Genomic DNA, 18844 nt, shown 5'->3' with positions numbered 1-18844 from the left:
ACGCCACGGGGCACCCCGCCGTACGCCGGTCCGGGGCCGCTTCAGTACTCCCCGTGGACACCGGCCGCCAGGTAGCGGCCGATGTCCGGCGGGTCGCGCCGCAGCACGTGCTCGACCCAGGCGTCCCGCTCACAGCCGATCGCCGCCAGCTCCCACACGCAGGCGGTGGCGTGCCCCGGAGCCTCGGTCAGCCGCTTGAGGTCCGCCCAGTCGGCGAGCCAGGTGCGGGTGTGCAGGATCAGCCGGTTGGCGCTCCACCAGCCGACGACGGCATAGACGCCGTCCGCGTCCTCGTGCACCACGCTGAACGCGTGGCAGAGGTCCTCGGCGTACGGCTCGGGGAGGCTTTGGCGCACCGCGTCCCAGGCGAAGGCGTGCACCTCCGCGGGCGGCAGTTCCCGCAGCGCCGAGACGGCGTACCGCTTGACCGTCCAGCCGTTCGCCGTCCCGTGTTCCAGCGTGCGCACGGAGCGCGGCGCATACCGGGTGGGGCGCTGCCCCACCTGTAATTCGGTGGTCATGGCCTCATGGTGGCACGTACGGAACGGGCCGCCCAACCCCCTTCGACCACTCCTTGAGCGGTGTCCTGGATGTTTTCCCCGTCGGCCGCGCGCCGCGCGGAAGGACTACCGGCTGGGAGCTGGCCGTGCAGACGTTCACCCTGGATGAATCGCAGCTGAGTCAGGAATACGGGATCGGCATCGGACGCTGGGAGGAGCACCCGAAGAAACAGCCGCTGCCGTTCGACGCCATGTGGTGCCGCATTCCGGCGCATTCCGAAAGCGCGCCGGACGAGCACCCCGAGGTCGAACTCGCCGTCGTGGTCGGCGGCACCGCCGTGTTCACCGTGGACGGTAGGGACATCACGGCCGGACCGGGTACGGCCGTCCTGCTGTCCCCCGGGGAGCGGCACGTCATCAAGGCGGCCGGGGAGCCGGTGCGCATCCTCAGCGTCTACTGGCTGCCGTCGGCGGCGGGCACCGGTGAGGCCGGATGAGCACGGCGACGGCACCCGGCGGCCGGGGCACGACCGTACTGCTCTCCCCGCCGCCCACCCCCAACGGCCCGCTGCACGTGGGGCATCTGGCCGGCCCGTACATCGCCGCCGACGTCGCCGCCCGCGCGGCCCGGCTGCGCGGCGAGCGGGTGCTGACGGTGTGCGGCCTGGACGACCACCAGAACTACGTCCCCGCCAGGGCGCGGCAGCAGGGCACCGAGGTGCGCGAGGAGCGCGACGGGCACGCCGCGCGGATCCGCGCGGTGTTCGACCGGGCGGGCGTGCGCCACGACGTGTTCACCGACCCGCTCGGCGACGTCGGTTACCGCACCGCGGTGGCCGGGTTCCTCGACGAACTGGTCGCCTCCGGGACGCTGCCCGTACGGGAATGGGAGACCCCCGCCTGCCCGTCCTGCCCGGGCGTCCCCCACCACGCGTACGTGTCCGGGGACTGCCCCCGCTGCGGGGCGGGTGCGTGCGGCGGTACCTGCGAGGGCTGCGGCTGGTTCACCACGGCCGGGAACCTGGTGGACGCGCGGTGCACCCGCTGCGGCTCCCCGCTCACCGCCCGGCGCACCGTACGCGGCCCCGTCCTCCCGCTGGAGCGCTACCGGGAGGGCCTGAGCCGCGTCTGGGCCGCCGCCGACGCCCCGCCCAGCGCCCGGCTGCTGCTGCGGCAGTTGTTCGGCCTGCCGGAACTGCCCGACGTCCCGCTCAGTTACCCGACCGACTGGGGCATCGAGTCCGTCACCACACCGGAGCACCGTGTCGACGTGTGGTCCGAGATGGCGCTGGGCTACCTGTACACCATCGGGCAGCGGCTGGAGCCCGGCGCGGCCGGGATCGACGGGCACGTGCGCGCCTGGCGCGGCGTCGACGCGCTGTGGGCCTTCCTGGGCCGGGACAACACGTTCTACTACCTGGTGCAGTTCCCCGCGCTGTTCCTGGCGTTCGGGCTGCCGCCGGACGTCCTGGGCGGCCTGGTGGTCAACGAGTTCTACCACCTGTCGGGCGCCAAGTTCTCCACCAGCAGGGGCCACGCCGTCTGGGCCCACGACCTGCTGGACCACGAGGAGCCCGAGGTGCTGCGCGCCTTCCTGTGCTGGGACCGGCCCGCCCCCTACGCCACCGACTTCACCCCGGAGCGCTACCGCGCCCTGACCGCGAGCTGGGACCTCGCGGCCCCGGCGGGTGACGGTCCGGAGCACGCCACCGAGCGGGACCGGGCCGCGCGGGCCCTGACACCGGAGCACTTCGACGCCGCGTACGCCGCCCGGTGCCTGCTGCGCCCCGGCGGCGACCCGGAACTGCGCGGCGCGCTCACCGGCACGGCGGGCGCCCCGGTCCCGGAAGGAGCGCGGGCCGGATGAGAATCTGCGTCGTGGGCGCGGGGGTGGCGGGCGCGCTGCTGGCCTGGCGGCTCGCCGCGGAGCACGGGGTCCGGGTGACGCTGCTGACCGGCGCGCCCCGGCCGGACGCCACCGCCGCTTCGGGCGGCCTGGTGCGCGCCTTCGAGCGCGATCCGGAGACGGCGCGGCTGGCCGCCTCAAGCCTCGCGGAGCTGCGGGCCAGCCGCACCCTGCGCAAGTGGTCCGCCTACCGCCCCGGTACGTCCCTGTACGTCCTGGCCCCTGCTGACGGGGACGGGCACGACGCCGTGCCGGACGCGCTGCCGCCGACGGCCGAGCGGTGCGACCGGCGGCGGCTGGCCGACGAGTTCGGCGTACAGGGCCTGCCGGAGGGAGCGGCCGGGGTACTGGAGCCGCACGCCGGCCACCTCTCCCCCGACGGTCTGCGCCGTGCGGCGGTCATCGACCTCGTCGCCCGGGGAGCGGAGGTGCCGTCCGGCCGGCTGCGTGCCGTGGCCTTCGACGGCCCGGAAGGCGGCGTCACGTACCGGACCGCCACCCAGGAGGGCACGGCCGACGTCCTGGTGGCGGCCACCGGCGCCTGGACGGGCCGGCTGCTGCGGTCCCTCGGCGTCATCGCCGGCGACACCGTACGGACAAAGGTCATTCAGTGTGCCGTCTACCGGGCCGGCGGGCCGCTGCCGCCCGCCTTCGTCGACGAGACCAGCGGCCTGTACGGGCGGCCCGCCGGCCCCGGCCGGATGCTGCTGGGCCTGCCCACCGAACGCTGGGGGGCCGAGCCGGGCGCGGCGCGCTTCCTCGACCACGAGGAGCGCGCCGTCCGGGCCGCGGCCGCACGGCGGCTGCCCGGACTGTCCCTGGGGCGGCTGATGCGCCCCGTGGCCGCCGTGGACGCCTACGGACCGGCCGGGCGGCTCACCCTGGCGCCCGTACTCGGCGCCCCGGGGCGGCTGTTCACCTTCACCGGCGGCAGCGGCGGCTCGGCGAAGCTCGCGCTCGCCGCTTCCCGGGAGGCGGCGAGCGGTCTGCTGGCCGGCCTCTCCTGCGGTACGTCCCGGACCGGCCGCGCCCCGATCACCACCATCACACGGAGGGAGACGTCATGAGCGCCGACGTGCGCAGCACGCTGGAGGCAGCCTGCCCGGGGAGGGTGATCACCCCCGGGCACCCCGCCTACGACCGGGTGCGGCTGCTGTTCAACGGAGCACACGACCACCGCCCGGCCGCCGTCTGCCTGCCCAGGGACACCGCCGAGGTGCGGGCCGCGGTCCTGGCCGCTCAGGAGACGGGCCTGCCGGCGGTGATCCGGGGCGGCGGGCACAACGTCGCGGGAGCCGGGTCCGTCGACGCGGGGGTGGTGATCGACCTGCGGCTGCTGAGCGGGGTACGTGTCGATCCCGGCGCCCGCACGGCCCGCGTCGGCGGCGGGGCGACCTGGGCCGACGTCGACCTGGCGGCCGGTACGTATCAACTCGCCACCACGGGCGGCACGTTCGACGACACCGGTGTCGGCGGGCTCACCCTCGGCGGCGGCATCGGGCACCTGATGGGCCGCGCGGGTCTGAGCTGCGACAACGTACTGAGCTACGAACTGGTCACCGCGTCCGGCGAGACGCTCACGGTCTCCCCGGAGACCCACCCCGAGACCGACTGGGCGCTGCGCGGGGCGGGCCACCACTTCGGCGCCGTCACCGAGTTCACGTTCCAACTGCACGACGTGCCGCGCGTGTACGGCGGTTTCGTCGCCTACCCGGCCGACGACCCGGCGGCCGCCGTCCGGTTCTTCCGCGACCTGATGCAGGACGCGCCCGACGAGCTGATCTGCACCCTGCTGCTCGAACGGTACGGGCCGATGCAGGAGCCCGCGGCCGTCGTCAGCGTGTGCTACTCGGGGGACGACCCCGCGTACCCGGCCGAGCTGGACAAGGCGCTGCGCGCCACGCTCACCCCGCTGACCTGGGCCGTGGGCGAGCGGTCGTACGTCTCCATGCAGCAGTGCCTGGGGCGGCTGCCGTTCGGACTGCGGCACTACTGGAGCGCGCGCTGTGTCGACGGCCTGCCCGACGAGCTGACCGAGGCCCTGGCGGAGAGATTCCGCGCCGCGCGGATCACCGACCCGTACAACGACACCATCCTGATCGAACCGATCCACGGCGCCGTGCGCGACCGGGCCCGGGTACCGGGCGTGGTGCCCTTCCGCACCGCCCGGTTCAACATCACCGGCATGGCCATCTGGGACGCCGGGCTGTCGGCGGCCGACGCCCGGCAGCGGGAGTGGGCCAAGTCGGTGTCCCGGCTCGCCGAGCCGTACAGCACATGGGGTGCCGGCTACCTCAACTACGCGGACCGGGACAGCCTCACGGCCGACCGGGGCGAGCAGACCTACGGCCCGGAGAACTTCGCCCGGCTGCGCCGGCTCAAGCAGCGACTGGACCCGGACGGCTTCTTCCGGTCCGGCTACACCCTGACAGGAGCTTCCCGATGACCCACGCCTCCCGCCCGTCCGCCGCCCCGGCGCCCTCGCTCTACGACGGGCTGACCTTCCGGTCCACGGCCGCGGAGACCGCCTCGGGCCCCGGTGCGGCACAGGTCCCGGCCGGCGACTACCACCAGCACCGGGACCTGGTCTGGGCGGAGTTCTCCGGCGGCCGGGTGCGCCACGGCCGGCTGGTCGGCCGGTGCGGCTCCGACGGGGTCATCACCGCCGCGTACTGCCAGGTCCTCACCGACGGGGAGGTGGTCTCCGGGCAGTGCGTCAGCCACCCGGAGCGGCTCGCGGACGGCCGGCTGCGGCTGCGCGAGGAGTGGAGCCGGGCGGACGGCTCGCACGGCACCTCCTACATCGAGGAGGTACGGACGTGACGGGACCGGCGCGTACCGCCCTGGTGACCGGGGCCAACCGCGGCCTCGGCCTGGCGGTGGCCACGGAACTGGCGCGCCGCGGGCACCGGGTGCTGTTCGCCGCGCGGGACGGGGCGGCGGCCGGGCGGGCCGCCGCCGGGGCCGCCGGCGACACGGCGGCGCTCACGCTCGACGTCACCGACCCCGACGCGGTCCGTGCGGCCGCCGCCGGGCAGCCGGTCGACATCCTGGTCAACAACGCGGGCGTCCTGTCGGACTGGGGCACCGCCCCCTCCGCCGCCGACCTGGACGGCGTACGCCACAGCCTGGAGGTCAACCTGCTGGGTGCCTGGCGGGTGACCCAGGCGTTCCTGCCCGGCATGGTGGAACGGGGCTGGGGGCGGGTGGTCAACATCTCCAGCGGCGCCGCGTCGTTCGCGTACGGCCCGTCCCCCCAGTGCCCCGGCTACACGGCGTCGAAGGTGGCCCTCAACGCGCTCACCACGATGCTGGCGGAGGAGGTCAAGGGAACGGGGGTCCTGGTGAACGCCATCAATCCCGGCCTGGTCCGTACCCGTATGCAACCCCAGGCGGAGCAGGCGCCCGAAGAGGCGGCCCGCCACATCGCGGACGCCGCGACGCTCGCGGACGACGGCCCCAGCGGGGTCTTCCTGCGCCGGGACACGGTCATCGACTGGTGAACCCGCCGAACGGGCCACGGGCCCGGCCCCCGTACGGGGGCCGGGCCCGTGGCGCTTCCGGACGGTGCCCGGCGCCGGTGCTCAGCGGGCCGCAGGCTGTCCGGCCTCCGCCCAGGCGGCCTTGGTGACGGACGCGGTGTAGCGCAGTCCCAGCGTGAAGTACTCGACGAGTTCCGTCCGGCCGGGCGTGGCCATCAGGCCGCCCAGTTCGTCGTACGCGTCCTCCAGCTCGGAGACGGCCTCCGCGTACTCGGGGCCGGGCTGGAAGATGTCGATCCAGGCACTGTGGCGCGAGCCGGGCACCCGGCGCAGGCGCAGGTCGTCACCGATGCGCTGCCGGAACCAGGTCAGCGGCAGCAGCGCGCCCATACCGGCGGCCACCGTCGTCGCCGTCGCCGCGTGCAGGAACGTGGTGTGCGCGTGGGTGATGGCCCCGGCGGGCGCCTCGGGGTCGGCGCGGGGGACGCCCAGCGCGGCGTCCAGTGCGTTGTGGGCCGCCAGCAGCCGGTCCCGCGCCCGGACCGTGCCCGCCGCGGCCCGCGCCAGCAGGACCACGTGCCGGTCCCAGCGGGTGGCGGCGGCGGTGCGGGCCTGGGCCCGTGCGTAGGCGGGCAGGACGTGACCCGCGCACTGCTCGACGAAGTACGTCAGCGCGCCGGCGGGCAGCGAACCGTCCCGCACGCCCGCCCAGAACGGATGCTCGATGATCTCCTTCCACTCGGGTTCCGCCCGTTCCTTCAGCTCCTGGTGCAACACGACGGTGCTCCTCTCCGGTTCATGGGGCTGGTGCATGGGCCCTGTTCGAGGCTGACGAAGTGTGTGCCGGTGACGGCGCATGCCTGGCGGGGGGGGGCCACGGCCCGCCCGCCGCCTGCTACCGCGCGGACTCCCCCGGCAGCAGGCACAGCGTCTGACTGAGCCGCATCTCGCCACCGCTGCGGAAGGGGGCGAGCCGCCGGCGGTTGTCCACGTGCTCCTCGCTGTGCTCGAAGCGGTGGAAGCTCGGGGCGTCGACCCAGTCGGTGACGACGTAGTAGACGTCGTCCTCGTCGGCCGAGCGGGCCAGGGACTGGCACAGGTTGCCCGGCTGGGCGGCGATGCGCCGCCCGATCTCCTGCCACACCCGCTCGAACTCGTCCCCGTGGCCGGGGTGGATCTCCATACGCAACATCACACGGAATGGGAGGGACTGCGGCATCTGGCCAGCCTCCGTCCTCTGTCGGCGTTCGCGGACGCCGCCCAGCGTCGGCGACCGCGCTCGACAGCGGCTCGAACCCACGGCTGTACACGAACCCGCGCCCCCCGGTGCGGCCGGAGCGCCGGTGCCCCCGCCCGTCCTCGACCCGCCGGGGCCTCCACCCGTCCTCGACCCGCCTTTGACGCGCCGGAGTGAGCCTCACCTCCCCCGAGCGTCGTGATGGAGGAGCCATGACCGCGCCGATGCACCCGCGGGCCGCCGAACCGGCCCGCCCGCCCAGAGCCGGGGACCGCGGCCCGCTGGGCCGTCCCCGCTGGTTCTTCACCCTCTTCGCCACCGACGTCTGGGAGCGCTTCAGCTTCTACGGGATGTCGGCGATCCTCGTCCTGTACGCCACGGCCCCGGCCTCCGGCGGCGGCCTCGGCATGAGCAGTGGCGACGCCGCCGCGCTCTACGGCCTGTACCTGGCCGCGGTCTTCGTCGCGTCGGTGCCGGGCGGCTGGATCGGCGACCGGCTGCTGGGCGCCCGCCGTGCCGTCCTGTACGGCGGTGTCCTGATCGGCCTGGGCCATGTGTCGCTGGCCGTTCCGGGCCATCCGCTCTTCTACCCCGGGCTCCTGCTGATCGCCGCCGGGACCGGGCTGCTCAAGCCGAACATGGCCGGCCTGCTGAGCGCGTTCTACCCGCCCGCGGACCGGGCCGGCCGGGACGCCGGGTTCGCCGTCTTCTACATGAGCGTCCAGATCAGCTCGCTGGTGGCGCCCCTCGTGGTGGGTGCCGTGGGCGAGACCGTCGACTGGCACCTCGGGTTCGGCCTCGCCGCGTTGGGCATGGCGCTGGGCCTGTTGCAGTACGTACGCGGCACCCGGCACTTCGGCACCGTCGGCCACGCCCCCGAACGCGCCGCGACCCCGGCGCAGCGCACCCGGGTGCTGTGGGGCACCGGGCTGGCGGTCGCCGCCCTCGTGATCGGGTACGGCACGGACGCGGCGCTGGGCACGTTCCGGATCGCCCACGTCATGGCGCTGACGGGCCTGCTGACCGTACTCGTCCCCGTGCTGTTCTTCCGGCGGCTGCTCCGCGACCCCCGGCTGACCCGGGCGGAGCGGGTCCGGGTGAAGACGTACGTCTGGCTGTTCCTGGCCTCGGCCGTGTTCTGGGCGTTGTCACTGCAGGGCGGGTCGGTCTTCTCGGTCTTCGCCCGGGACTCGACGGACCGTACGGTGCTCGGGTTCACCGTGCCGGCGAGCTGGTTCCAGTCCGCGCTGCCGCTGTTCGTCCTGCTCACCGCGCCGCTGTTCGCCGCGCTGTGGAAGCGGGCGGGCGACCGGCTCACCACCGCCGCCAAGTTCGCCATCGGCATGGTGTGCGTGGGCGCGGCCTTCACGGTGATGTCGCTCGCCGCGTGGCAGGCCGCGTCGGCAGCGGACGGCCGCGTTCCGGCGGTGTGGCTGCTGCTGGCCTTCCTGCTGCTCGCGGCAGGCGAGGTGGCCTTCGCCCCGGTCGGTATGAGCGCCGCGACCGCCGTGGCCCCGGCGACGTTCGTCAGCCAGATGGTGGGCCTGTTCTGGCTGGCCGGGGCGCTCGGCGGCGGCCTGGGCGGCAACGCCCTGAAGGTGGCGGGCGGCGGATCACCGTCCCCGGCGTACTTCCTCGCGCTGGCCCTGGCCGCCCTGGCCACAGGCCTGGGCCTGTTCCTCGGGCGCGGGGCGCTGGCGCGGAAGCTGGGGGTGTGAGGCCGGCGAGTGTTCAGTCGACGCAGAACTCATTGCCCTCGATGTCCAGCATCGGGATGCACGACTCGTTCTCCTCATCGGCGTACAGCGTCCGCACGTGGGTCGCACCGAGCGCGACCAGTCGCGCGCATTCGGCCTCGAGCGTGGCGAGGCGCTCGTCCCCCACCAGCCCGGTGCCGACCCGGACATCCAGATGCACCCGGTTCTTGGCCCTCTTGCCTTCGGGAACACGCTGAAAGTACAAGCGCGGGCCCACCCCTGAGGGATCACTACAGGCGGACCACGCATCCCGCTCCTCGGGCGGCAGCGTACGGTTGAAGTCGTCCCAGGTGGTGAACCCCTCCGGTGGCGGCGGTACGACATACCCCAACACCTCGCACCAGAAGCGGGCGAGACGCTCGGGCTCTGCGCAGTCGAAGGTGACTTGAAACTTCTTGATCGCTGACATCGGCGCACCGTACCGCGGACGAGGGACACCGCGCCGCCCATTTCCCCGGAGGGACCCGCACCGCGTCGGGCCGGCGCCCCAAGGCCGAGGACGGCCGCGGCAGGAACGGCCTGTCCGCTCCTCGCCGCCGTCGCCCTCGCCTCGACATTCCGCTCCCGCGGACGACAACAACGCTGAACAGCGGCGCGCCGACGCGCCGGTCAGGTGTTCAAACGGCGGGGCCGGAAAACATAGACCTTTCAGGGCTGAAGCGCGGCCAGACGTCCCGGGGTGTACGGATCGGCGGTTCGGGTCGTCCTGGCGACCTGCGGGAGTTCGCGGTCGGAGAAAAGCGCGATGTGCCGGCTCTCCTCGTCGCACACGCTGGTGTGGGCGACACCGAGGGGGATCCGCACGCAGTCCCCCGGTCCGAGTTCGACGATGCCGCGCTGGCTGACCAGCGTCCGGCGGCCGCTGATCTGATACTGGATCTCGTCGGCGTCCAGCGTGCGGCGGTACATCCGCTCACCCCCGGGCAGCAGCCGCACCGTGCCCAGGCGGAATCCGGCGCCGTGGTACAGCCAGGCAGTCCCGGACTCCTGCGCGCCGGTGAGGACCTGGAGGCGCTCTTCGTCCGTGTGCACCTGCCGCAGCAACAGCAGTTCGTCGACGGGGGCGACGGTGATGTCATGCCCGGGAGTCCCCATGCACTGGGTGACTGCCTCGTTGACTTCTCCCGCCTCCCAGCCGGGAAAGGGCGGGAACACCGCTTCGGACTGCCGGACACCGGCACGTACCTCCCGGACGGGAGCGGGCGTGTAGAACAGCAGGTGACTCTCCCGGCGCCCGTAGTTGTCGTGGGCGACGCCGCGTGGCAGCCGGGAGAATTCTCCCGGCCGGTGCTCGACGACTCCCAGTTCGGTCATCAGCGTGCGTTCGCCCGCGATCTGGTACGAGATTTCGTCGACGTCGCAGTTGCGGTGGTAGAAGGGCTGCCGATTGTCCATCGTCTGCCACTCGACGCGGACCTGCGCACTCTCGTAGATGCCGCGCGGCGGGGCGAACGGCACGGCCTCGTACTCCACCGGGAAGTGGACGACACTGAGGGGCTCGTGGTCGCGCCACAGCTTCATCGGAAAGGGGCTGGGGTGCGGCGGTGAGAGCAGCAGATGCTCATCGCGCTCGATCGTGCGGGAGGGCCTGTCGGAGCAGACGACCTCGACGTTTTCGGTGACGGTGCCCATGAGACGTCCTTGTCCGTCGGGGAACTTCGCGGGCCGGCCGGGGACCCGGAGGGAATTCAGGAACCGGCTGTGCCGGCGTGGTGCACGGACCGGACCTGCGCCAGGGTCTGGTCAAACGCCTGCGCGATGCCCGCGGCGTGCCGCACATGCCCGCGGACCTCCGGGTCCCGGAGAGCCGCGGCGTAGCTGGCTTCGTCGGCCCACTGGGCGTAGTTGACGACGCGCGTGCCGTCCAGGCTGACGTGCAGGTTGGCCGAGATGAAGCCGGGAACCTTCACGAAGATCGACCGCGTGGCCTCGTCGAGGGCCTCCACCAGGGCGGTCTGGTGCCCGGGGTCGACGGTGAAGACGTTGACCAGGGTGATCCGGGTCGTGCCCGTGGTGACGGAGATGGTGGTCTCGGGACTGGTCATGGTGGTCCTCCTGGCGCTTCGTCCTGGGGTGCGAGGGCTGCTCGCCCTCACTGAGTTAGCACCCTAATCCGAGTTAGCAGGCGAATCCAAGTTGGTACGCTGACGGGCATGCCCTCCCATGCAGACCCGGAAAAGTCCCTGGGCTTCGCGCTCAAGAAGTTGCAGCAGACCTTGCGGTCCCGGATGGACGCCGCCCTCACCCAGGCCGGCCTGACGACACCGCAGTACCTGGTACTCGCCCTCCTGGAAGACCACCCGGGCATCTCCAACTCCGAACTCGCCCGCCGCTCCGCGGTCGCCGCGCCCACCATGCTCAAGATCCTCGACGCCCTCGCCAAGGCCGGTTACATCGAGCGCGCCGACCGTACGCCGCAGTTGCGGACCCGGGGCACGACGCTGACCGACAGCGGCCGCAGCCGGCTCGCCCTGGCCTCGGCGACGGTGGAGAAGTTCGAGAGCCTCCTGCGGGACGCGGCGGGGGCAGACGGACCCGTCATCTCCGCGTGGCTGCGCACCTGCACAGACCTGCTGATGGGGGCACCTGCCGCAGCCGATCCGGACGCCGCGCCCGCTTCTGGATGACGACGGCAGGGCGTACCGCATTCCTACGCGTCCACCTCCGTACACCCCTACCAAGGACACCGCAGGACGACACAGGGCGGCCCGCGCGCCCTTCCGGCCGAGAAAGGTACTTCCATGCCGCTACTGCTGAGCCGCTCCGACCTGAGCCAACTCGCCGCCGACGATGAAGAACTCGACAGCGCCATCGATGCCGTCGAGAGATCGGCCGCCCCGTGCGCTTCCGGCGATCGGGCGCAGACCATCTTCGCGGGCCTGGACCTCGCCAACGGCGACGAGTTGGCCGCGCAGTTCGTCTCGCTGGCGAGCGGCCCCGCCACCCTGCGGCTCTTTCCCAACAGGGTGCAAGGGGAGCGCCCCAACGCATGGCTCGGCATCCAGCTGGACGGCACCACCGGCGCCGTCGACAGCATGATCGCGCTGGATGACTTCAACGTGCTGCGCACCTCGGTCCCCGCCGCTGTCGGTGTACGCCATCTCGCTCCCGCCGACGCCACCACACTGACGGTGCTGGGCAGCGGAGCGCAGGCCCGGAGCCATGTACGCACCATCCGTCGCGTGATGCCGGGCCTGACGCACCTGAAGCTGTGGAGCCCGTCGCACGAGAGCCGGACGGCGTTCGGTGCGGACCTGCGCTCCCAACTCGGCGACGCGATACGCGTATCGGTCGCGGCCACCATAGAGGAGGCGGTGACCGGGGCCGACGTCATCACCGCGGCGGGCCGTTACTCCCCTGGCGAGGCAGCGGTGCCCGACCCCCGGTGCGTACGTCCGGGCGCGCTGGTGATCAGCATGACCGGCGCGGGCGGCAACCTGCTCGCACACGGCGCCCGCTTGGCCGTACCCACGGCACGGCGCCCTGAACTGGTGGCCTTCGGCTTCGCCAGCGGCTTCATCGGCGACCCTCCTCCGCCGGCCCCCGTGGGCGCGTTGGAACTGGCAGATGTGATGACAGGCAAGGTGCCCGCCCGCAGCTCCCCCACGGAGACGATCGTGTTCGAACTCGCCGCGCCCTACCCATGGGACGTCCCGATCCTGGCGTGGATCCGCGCGTGGGCGGATCAGCGGGGGCTGGGCACCGCGTTCGACTTCTCCGGCTGAGAAGTCACCGGCCGGTGAGTGGCGGTTCGTAACATGGGCCGAGACCCGCCGGCCCGGGCGCCTACCGGCGCGAGGCCACCGCACGCTGGACGATGAACCATTCGGCGACGCCCGCGCTGACCAGGATCGAGGCCCACGCCGACGTGGTGTAGACGCTCTCCACGGTCAGCCACTCGTAGCGCGAGCGGGCCGCCAGGCCCAGGACGAGGAAGACCCGCAGCACCACGGCCGCGAAGGAGAGGGCATAGTTGCGGATCATCCAGATGCGGTGCAGCCGGACCTGGCCCCGCCGGATCGTCCGGTACGCCTGCGCCAGGGAGTACAGCCAGGCGGCCGTCAGCAGGTAGAAGGCGACCTGCGCGGAGAACCCGTTGACGGAGAACGTGGCCGCCAGGACGGCCGCCACGGAGGCGAACACGACGCTGACCATGTACACCCGGCCGACGATCCGGTGCATGGCCCGGTACTTGTCGCGCAGGGCCGGGACGAACTGGACCGGCCCGAGCAGCAGGACAAGACCCGCGGGGAGAGCGTGCAGTGCGATGGTCAGGTAGTGCAGGGCCACGTCCGGATTGAGAGGGAGCCTGCTCTGCGTCGGGTCGCCGGCCAGGTAGGCGGGGACGCTGTAACCGGCTATGGCGACCGCCGACACGGTGAGCGTCGCCCAGGCCGCCCACCACATGCGACGAGCCGGCCGGGATGTGACTGCTGCTGTTGCCATCGGGTGTCTCCCTGAATGTCCATGAATATCTGTGCTGAAGAAGGGCGTCGGGGCATCGCCCTCGTCGGGGCATCGCTCTCGTCGGAGCATCGCCCTCAAGGCCCGGCGAGGCGGGCGGCGGTTCGGTTGAGGCGGCGCGCCGACGGAGCGGGCAGGGCGGGGCCGGAAAGGGTTGCGGTGTCCCGCCTCGCCGCCGCTTCGGACGACGCTAGCGATCGACCAGGAAATTTGGCAGTGTCAGATTTTCCTGACGCCCTTCGCCCCTCTTGTCGCCGTCAAGGGCCCGCCGTACGATCACCGCATGCCGACGGCCCAGCCCCCATCCGCCAAACCGACCCTGCGCGAGCGGCGGCGGGCCGCGGCCGTCCGCGAGATCCTGACGGCCGCCGAGGAGCACATCGACGGCGCAGGCCCCGCCGCACTGTCCCTGCGCGCGGTCGCCCGCAGCCTGGGCATGACCGTGCAGGCGCTCTACCACTACTTCCCGAGCCGGGACGACCTCGTCACCGCGCTCATCACGAAGGCGTACGACGACCTCGCCGACGCCGTGGGAGCCGCCGTGGACGCCGCGCCGGACACCACACCCCCGCCGCGCCTGGTCGCCGCGGCCGAGGGCTATCGCACCTGGGCCATCACCCACCCCGAACGCTTCCAACTGCTGTACGGAGCACCCCTGCGGCACTACGAAGCTCCCGTGGACGGCCCCACCACCCAGGCCCTGCGGCGGATGAGCGCCATCTTCCGGCGCGAGCTGTTCGGCGGCTTCACCGAAGCCCAACTCGCCGCAGCCGACACCGGAGACCTCTCCCCGTCACTCCGTGACCACCTGCACCAGCTCCCACCCGACGCCGTAGGCTCCCTCCCGCCTCCCGCCGCGGCCCTCTTCCTGAGCGCGTGGGGCCACCTGCACGGCCTCGTCGTCCTGGAGGTGTTCGGCCACACCGCGTTCATCGGCGCCCACCAAGCCGAAATCTTCCGGATGGCCATGGGCAACCTGCTCAAGGACGTCCATGGCCGGATCCCCGCCGGCCGCGTCCCCAGCCTCACAGGGCAATACACCTAGGGCGGCTCGGTCACCGCGCGCCTGTGTGTGAGCGTCAGGTGCGAGGCGGGGCCGGGCGACGGCCGGGACGGTGGTCGAGTGCGGCGTCGGCATCGGGGCAGCTGCGCCGGATGACGTCGAGGAAGGCGTGCAGTACCGGGGACTGTGCCGAAGCCGCGAAGGACAGGAAGAGGTCCGGCAGCGGCGTACGGGGCGTCACCTCGCACAGCCACGTCCCCGGGCGCGGGGCCGCCGCCATCCGGGACGGCCCCAGGCCGACGCCCACCCCGGAGGCGGCGAGGCCGATGATCGTGTGGACGTCCCGCGCGACGGTCGCGCCGCACAGTGCCGCGGCCTCCTCGCCCAGCAGGGCGCGCAGCCCGGCGGAGGTGGCCGGCTCGTCCTCGCCGGAGGCCACGATCAGCCGCTGGTGCCGCAGTTGGTCCACGCTCACCGACGGGCGCCCCGCATACGGGTGCGCGGTGCTCACGACGGCGACCAGGTGGTCGTGGCCGATCGGTACGGACACGAGGTGCTCGGCCCCGGCGCCCCGCGGGTGTCCGAGCGTGACCGCCACGTCCAGTTCCCCTGCCACGAGGGCGGCGGTGCTGCGGCTGGTCGCCATCTCGTGCAGTTCCAGCCGCACATCGGGGCGCTCGCGGCCGAACCGGCCGAGGACGACCGGGAGGGGTTCGAGCAGCGCCGAGGCGATGAAACCCAGACGCAGGCGGCCCGTCTCGCCCCGCGCGGCCCGGCCCGCGTCGGACGCGGCCGCCGTCATCTCACCGAGCGCCCGGCGTGCCCGGGCGAGGAACGCCACGCCCGCGGCCGTCGGGAACACTCCCCGGCGCGTGCGGTCGAACAACCGGGCGCCCACCTCGCGTTCCAGGTCGGCGATCTGCTTGGACAGCGGAGGCTGCGCGATCCCCAGCGCATCGGCCGCCCGGCCGAAGTGCGCGTGCTCGGCGAGTGCGAGCGCGTACCGCAGATGCCGTGCTTCCATGACGCCCCTCCTCCGGCTCTCCGACTTCCCGGTCCCTCAGCCCTCTCAGGCCTTCCAGCTCACTCGGTCCACTCGACCGTCTCAGCTCTCGCGGCCCTCTCAGCCCTCCGGCCCTCTCGGCCCTCCGGCGATATCTCAGAGGTATCGCTGCTCACCTTCTCAGATCTTTCGCTGGATGACGCTGCGGTGGTCGACTGGGATGGCGGTATGAGCAACGTTTCTCCGTCCCGCCGTACGGGCCACGCACCGGCCCGTACCGGCGATTCCCCAACTGACAGCGTCCCCGGCACCGTCTTCGTCCTCGTGCACGGCGCCTGGCACAGTTCCGCGCACTGGGCGCCGACCCAGCGGGCCCTCACCGGGCTCGGTGCCGCGAGTGTGGCCGTCGACCTGCCCGGGCACGGCTGCGAGGCGCCGCTGCCCACCGGTTACCTGCGGCCCGGCCAGCCAGGCCTGCTGACCGAGAAGTCGCAGGCCGCCGACGTGACGATGGACGACTGCGCCGACGCCGTGCTGGCCGCTCTGCGTCAGGTCCGGCACCACCGGAACGTCGTGCTCGTCGCCCACAGCGCGGGCGGCGGCCCGGCGTCACTGGCCGCCGAGCGGGCGCCGGAACTCGTCGACCGGATCGTCTACCTGTCCGCCTTCGTCCCCGGTGGGCGTCCCCGTTTCTCCGACTACATCGACGCACCCGAGAACGCCGGCGCCCTGGGGCAGGGCCTCCCCCTCGGTGACCCGCAAGCCCTGGGCGCGATACGGATCAACCCGCTCTCACCGGACCCCGCGTACGTCGAGATGCTGCGGCAGACCCACTACCAGGACACGCCTCCGGACCGCTTCGACCGCTGGCGGTCCCTGCTGAGCACCGATCTGCCACTGGCGATCGTGGACGCCCCGGTCACCGTCACCCCGGCGCGGTGGGGCCGGATTCCGCGCACCTTCCTGCGCTGCGCGGACGACCACGCGCTGCCTCCCGCCGTGCAGGATCTGATGATCGAGGAGGCCGACCGGGCCGTGCCCGCCCACCCGTTCACCGTACGCACCCTCCCGGGCAGCCACAGTCCGTTCGCCGCGCGGCCGCGGGACCTGGCTGCGGCTCTGGTGCGGTGAGGCCGCACCGGGGGAGGGACGCTGCTGCCGGGGCGTTGTCAGACCCCGCCTTTACCATCCGGGCATGAACAAGGAACTGCTCAGCCCGCCCCTCGGCACCCTCCTCCCGCCCGGCCGGATGATCACAGCCGACGAGGGTGACAGTGACGTGGCGCCCCTGTGGCTGAGCGACGACGCCGCCTCCGCCGGCCTCTGGGCACGTCTGCGCGCCGAGCACGCCGCGACCGGGTGGTGGCCGCTGCTGCTCGACCGGCTCGGTCCGGGCGACGACGAGTTCCGGCCCTGGGCCTCGGGCGAGCTGAATCCCGAGGACATGTCCTCGCCCGAGGCCCACTCCCCCGCGCAACTCCTTGCCACGTGGTGGGAAATGTACGCTCAGGACGAGCACGCTCAGGACGGCAACGGCAACGGCAACGGCGATGGGGAGGCCCCGCGGTCGCCGGACGGTCCTCCGGCCCTCACCGCCCCGTTCGGGCTGTCCTGGCCGGGGTGCGCGCCCGGCCAGGAACCGGCGGCGGACCCGGACGCGGCGGCCGCCGCCTTCGCCCAGCTCTTCGCCGCGCGCAGACCGCACCTACGCCTGGGCCTCGTCGCGGCGGACCGCGGAGCCGACGCTCTGACAGCCGTCGGCTGGAGCGGCCCGGCGAACTACGACAACGACACCGCCAAGTACTCCGCGGTCGTACGGGACTGGGAACGGCGTTTCGGCGCCCGGGTCGTGGCGGTCGGCTTCGCGACCCTGCACCTCAGCGTCGCCGCGCCACCGACGGACAAGGAGGACGCCCTGCTCGTCGCCGCTGAGCACTTCGCCGTCTGCCCCGACAACCTCTGGCAGGGCTCCCAGCCATCCCTCGACTCGTACGCCGAACACCTCATAGGCGCCGGTCAGTGGGAATTCTGGTGGGACTGAGACGCCGCACCGGTGGGACGGAGTCCGAGCATCGTGCGGTTGCCCTGATCGCCCCCGCGACCACCGGACGAGGCAGGAGAATCACCGCATGGTGATCACTGAGCGTTCCCTCAACCGCTCCACGCTCGCACGGCAGTTGCTGCTCGGCCGCGAACCGGCCGGCGTCACCGACGCGCTGCGGCAGGTGGTAGCCCTCCAGGCACAGCAGCCTGCCTCGCCGTACATCGCTCTGTGGAACCGCCTCGCCGGCTTCACCCCGGGCGACCTCGACGCCGTCGTGTCCGGCCACGAAGCGGTCAAGGCCACGCTCATGCGGGTCACCTTGCACCTGGTCCACTCCGAGGACTACCGGACCTTCCGCGAAGCCATGGAGCCGACGCTGCGCGGCTCCAGGCTCGGCGACGCTCGTTTCCGGGCGTCCGGGCTGACGGCGGCCGACGCCGACACCCTCGTCCCGGAGCTGCTCGCGTACGCCGACCGGCCACGCACCGCCGCCGCTCTGCAAGGCCATCTCGAAGAGCGTCTCGGCGCACCGCTGGAGCAGTCGGCCTGGCGGATGCTGCGCCAGTACGTTCCCCTCTGGCACGCGCCCGCCGAAGCGCCGTGGCGGTTCACCACCCGCCAGGCCTACGTCGCGGCAAGCGGGCGACCGGCGCTGACCGATCCCGAAGCGGCCGCGGCGGGCCTACAGGTGCTGGTGCGCCGCTACCTCGCGGGATTCGGTCCGGCGTCGGTGGCGGACGTGGCCCAGTTCTCGCTGATACGGCGGGACCGTGTCAAAGCCGCGTTGCAGGCGCTCGCCGACAGCCTCGTACACCTGGCAGGCCCGGACGGCACGGTGCTGTACGACGTCCCCGACGCACCCCGGCCCGCCGAGGACACCCCGGCCCCGCCCCGGCTGATGGCGATGTGGGACAGCGTCCTGCTCGCCTACGCCGACCGCGGCCGCGTCATTCCGCCCGCGTACCGCAAGCTCGTGATCCGCGTGAACGGCGACGTACTGCCCACGCTGCTGGTGGACGGCTACGTCGCCGGCGTGTGGCGTCCCGCCGACGGCGGCATCGAGGCCACCGCCTTCCACCCCCTCCCGGACGAGGTCTGGGAGGAACTGGCCGCGGAGGCCCGGTCGCTCACGGCCTTCCTGGCCGACCGGGACCCCGCGCCCTACCGCCGCTACGACCACTGGTGGGCCAAAGGCCTCCCGGCCGCCGAGACACGGCTGCTGCCCGGCGACTGAGCCGCCGAGCGGTCGAACGGCCGGACCTACGAAGGTGAACGGCCGAACGATCTGCTGCGGAGGCTCCGTCGCCGGGGCTGCGGTCAGCGTTGGAGGAAGGTGAAGAGGTTCTCCCAGCGCTGGACGATCTCGTCGGTGGCGTAGCGCTGGATGTTGGTGCGGGCCGTCTCGCCCATGCGGTCGCGCAGGGCGGGGTCGCTGAGGAGGGTTTCCA

21 protein-coding genes are annotated in these 18844 nt (G+C 72.9%); 13 read left to right on the top strand and 8 right to left on the bottom strand.

Annotation, left to right across the window (positions count from 1 at the left end):
- Positions 1-41: 41 nt before the first annotated feature.
- Positions 42-521, bottom strand: coding sequence for a hypothetical protein (locus tag JXZ78_RS30905; RefSeq protein ID WP_157851505.1), 480 nt, complete (start codon positions 519-521; stop codon positions 42-44).
- Positions 522-646: 125 nt separating this feature from the next.
- Here JXZ78_RS30905 and JXZ78_RS30900 point away from each other — a divergent pair, with 125 nt between their 5' ends.
- Genes JXZ78_RS30900 through JXZ78_RS30875 form a run of 6 tightly spaced genes read left to right on the top strand, consistent with a single transcriptional unit; the run spans position 647 to position 5909 of the window.
- A complete protein-coding gene (locus JXZ78_RS30900; protein ID WP_030019008.1) occupies positions 647-997 on the top strand; it encodes a cupin domain-containing protein in 351 nt (116 codons plus the stop codon).
- Positions 994-2367, top strand: a complete 1374-nt coding sequence (locus tag JXZ78_RS30895) for a class I tRNA ligase family protein (RefSeq protein WP_063726047.1) — start codon at positions 994-996, stop codon at positions 2365-2367. The genes JXZ78_RS30900 and JXZ78_RS30895 overlap by 4 nt, the downstream gene beginning before the upstream one ends.
- Entirely contained in the window at positions 2364-3473 is a 1110-nt protein-coding gene (locus JXZ78_RS30890) for an NAD(P)/FAD-dependent oxidoreductase (protein ID WP_050502252.1), read from the top strand. Before JXZ78_RS30895 ends, JXZ78_RS30890 begins: the two co-directional genes overlap by 4 nt.
- Complete coding sequence (locus tag JXZ78_RS30885; RefSeq protein ID WP_050502251.1) at positions 3470-4852, top strand: FAD-binding oxidoreductase; 1383 nt, start codon at positions 3470-3472, stop codon at positions 4850-4852. The genes JXZ78_RS30890 and JXZ78_RS30885 overlap by 4 nt, the downstream gene beginning before the upstream one ends.
- Positions 4849-5229, top strand: coding sequence for an avidin-fold protein (locus tag JXZ78_RS30880; RefSeq protein ID WP_050502249.1), 381 nt, complete (start codon positions 4849-4851; stop codon positions 5227-5229). The genes JXZ78_RS30885 and JXZ78_RS30880 overlap by 4 nt, the downstream gene beginning before the upstream one ends.
- Positions 5226-5909: an SDR family NAD(P)-dependent oxidoreductase gene (locus tag JXZ78_RS30875; RefSeq protein WP_238783480.1), complete on the top strand. Its 684-nt coding sequence runs from the start codon at positions 5226-5228 to the stop codon at positions 5907-5909. The genes JXZ78_RS30880 and JXZ78_RS30875 overlap by 4 nt, the downstream gene beginning before the upstream one ends.
- 81 nt (positions 5910-5990) lie before the next feature.
- Here the strand turns inward: JXZ78_RS30875 and JXZ78_RS30870 are convergent, their stop codons facing one another.
- Positions 5991-6665, bottom strand: a complete 675-nt coding sequence (locus tag JXZ78_RS30870) for a thiaminase II/PqqC family protein (protein ID WP_033037348.1) — start codon at positions 6663-6665, stop codon at positions 5991-5993.
- A 118-nt stretch (positions 6666-6783) separates the two neighbouring features.
- Complete coding sequence (locus JXZ78_RS30865) at positions 6784-7107, bottom strand: antibiotic biosynthesis monooxygenase family protein (protein ID WP_030019001.1); 324 nt, start codon at positions 7105-7107, stop codon at positions 6784-6786.
- A 230-nt stretch (positions 7108-7337) separates the two neighbouring features.
- Between JXZ78_RS30865 and JXZ78_RS30860 the strand changes: the two genes are divergently transcribed.
- A complete protein-coding gene (locus JXZ78_RS30860) occupies positions 7338-8843 on the top strand; it encodes a peptide MFS transporter (protein WP_106968724.1) in 1506 nt (501 codons plus the stop codon).
- A 13-nt stretch (positions 8844-8856) separates the two neighbouring features.
- On the opposite strand, the gene JXZ78_RS30855 is transcribed toward JXZ78_RS30860, so the two are convergent.
- From JXZ78_RS30855 to JXZ78_RS30845, 3 genes are all read right to left on the bottom strand, one after another.
- A complete protein-coding gene (locus JXZ78_RS30855; RefSeq protein ID WP_030018999.1) occupies positions 8857-9291 on the bottom strand; it encodes a VOC family protein in 435 nt (144 codons plus the stop codon).
- A 239-nt stretch (positions 9292-9530) separates the two neighbouring features.
- On the bottom strand, positions 9531-10514 hold the full coding sequence (locus JXZ78_RS30850) for a cupin domain-containing protein (protein WP_030018998.1): 984 nt from the start codon (positions 10512-10514) through the stop codon (positions 9531-9533).
- A gap of 56 nt (positions 10515-10570) precedes the next feature.
- Complete coding sequence (locus tag JXZ78_RS30845; RefSeq protein ID WP_030018997.1) at positions 10571-10927, bottom strand: antibiotic biosynthesis monooxygenase family protein; 357 nt, start codon at positions 10925-10927, stop codon at positions 10571-10573.
- A 108-nt stretch (positions 10928-11035) separates the two neighbouring features.
- On the opposite strand from JXZ78_RS30845, the gene JXZ78_RS30840 reads away from it, so the two are divergent.
- Together JXZ78_RS30840 and JXZ78_RS30835 are read left to right on the top strand one after the other, a co-directional pair.
- Positions 11036-11509, top strand: coding sequence for a MarR family winged helix-turn-helix transcriptional regulator (locus JXZ78_RS30840; protein ID WP_050502248.1), 474 nt, complete (start codon positions 11036-11038; stop codon positions 11507-11509).
- A 114-nt stretch (positions 11510-11623) separates the two neighbouring features.
- Positions 11624-12607 carry a hypothetical protein gene (locus tag JXZ78_RS30835; protein WP_030018995.1) on the top strand — a complete coding sequence of 328 codons (984 nt, stop codon included), beginning with the start codon at positions 11624-11626 and terminating at the stop codon, positions 12605-12607.
- Between the two features lie 61 nt (positions 12608-12668).
- Here the strand turns inward: JXZ78_RS30835 and JXZ78_RS30830 are convergent, their stop codons facing one another.
- The gene (locus JXZ78_RS30830) at positions 12669-13328 is read right to left on the bottom strand and encodes a DUF2306 domain-containing protein (protein ID WP_030018994.1); all 660 of its coding nucleotides are present in this window, start codon (positions 13326-13328) and stop codon (positions 12669-12671) included.
- A 301-nt stretch (positions 13329-13629) separates the two neighbouring features.
- Here JXZ78_RS30830 and JXZ78_RS30825 point away from each other — a divergent pair, with 301 nt between their 5' ends.
- Positions 13630-14391: a TetR/AcrR family transcriptional regulator gene (locus JXZ78_RS30825; protein WP_030018993.1), complete on the top strand. Its 762-nt coding sequence runs from the start codon at positions 13630-13632 to the stop codon at positions 14389-14391.
- A gap of 34 nt (positions 14392-14425) precedes the next feature.
- Here JXZ78_RS30825 and JXZ78_RS30820 read toward each other — a convergent pair whose 3' ends face one another.
- Positions 14426-15373 carry a LysR family transcriptional regulator gene (locus JXZ78_RS30820; protein ID WP_030018992.1) on the bottom strand — a complete coding sequence of 316 codons (948 nt, stop codon included), beginning with the start codon at positions 15371-15373 and terminating at the stop codon, positions 14426-14428.
- A gap of 207 nt (positions 15374-15580) precedes the next feature.
- Between JXZ78_RS30820 and JXZ78_RS30815 the strand changes: the two genes are divergently transcribed.
- The 3 genes from JXZ78_RS30815 (at position 15581) to JXZ78_RS30805 (ending at position 18630) form a co-directional block, all read left to right on the top strand.
- A complete protein-coding gene (locus JXZ78_RS30815) occupies positions 15581-16483 on the top strand; it encodes an alpha/beta fold hydrolase (protein WP_078624087.1) in 903 nt (300 codons plus the stop codon).
- A gap of 64 nt (positions 16484-16547) precedes the next feature.
- Complete coding sequence (locus JXZ78_RS30810) at positions 16548-17393, top strand: DUF4253 domain-containing protein (RefSeq protein ID WP_030018990.1); 846 nt, start codon at positions 16548-16550, stop codon at positions 17391-17393.
- A gap of 88 nt (positions 17394-17481) precedes the next feature.
- Positions 17482-18630 (top strand): winged helix DNA-binding domain-containing protein, encoded by a 1149-nt coding sequence (locus JXZ78_RS30805; RefSeq protein WP_030018989.1) that lies wholly within the window; start codon positions 17482-17484, stop codon positions 18628-18630.
- The last annotated feature ends 214 nt before the right edge of the window (positions 18631-18844 follow it).

Source organism: Streptomyces monomycini (assembly GCF_022271435.1).
GTDB classification, from domain to species: Bacteria; Actinomycetota; Actinomycetes; order Streptomycetales; family Streptomycetaceae; genus Streptomyces; species Streptomyces monomycini.
This window is presented reverse-complemented; position numbering and strand designations above follow the sequence as displayed.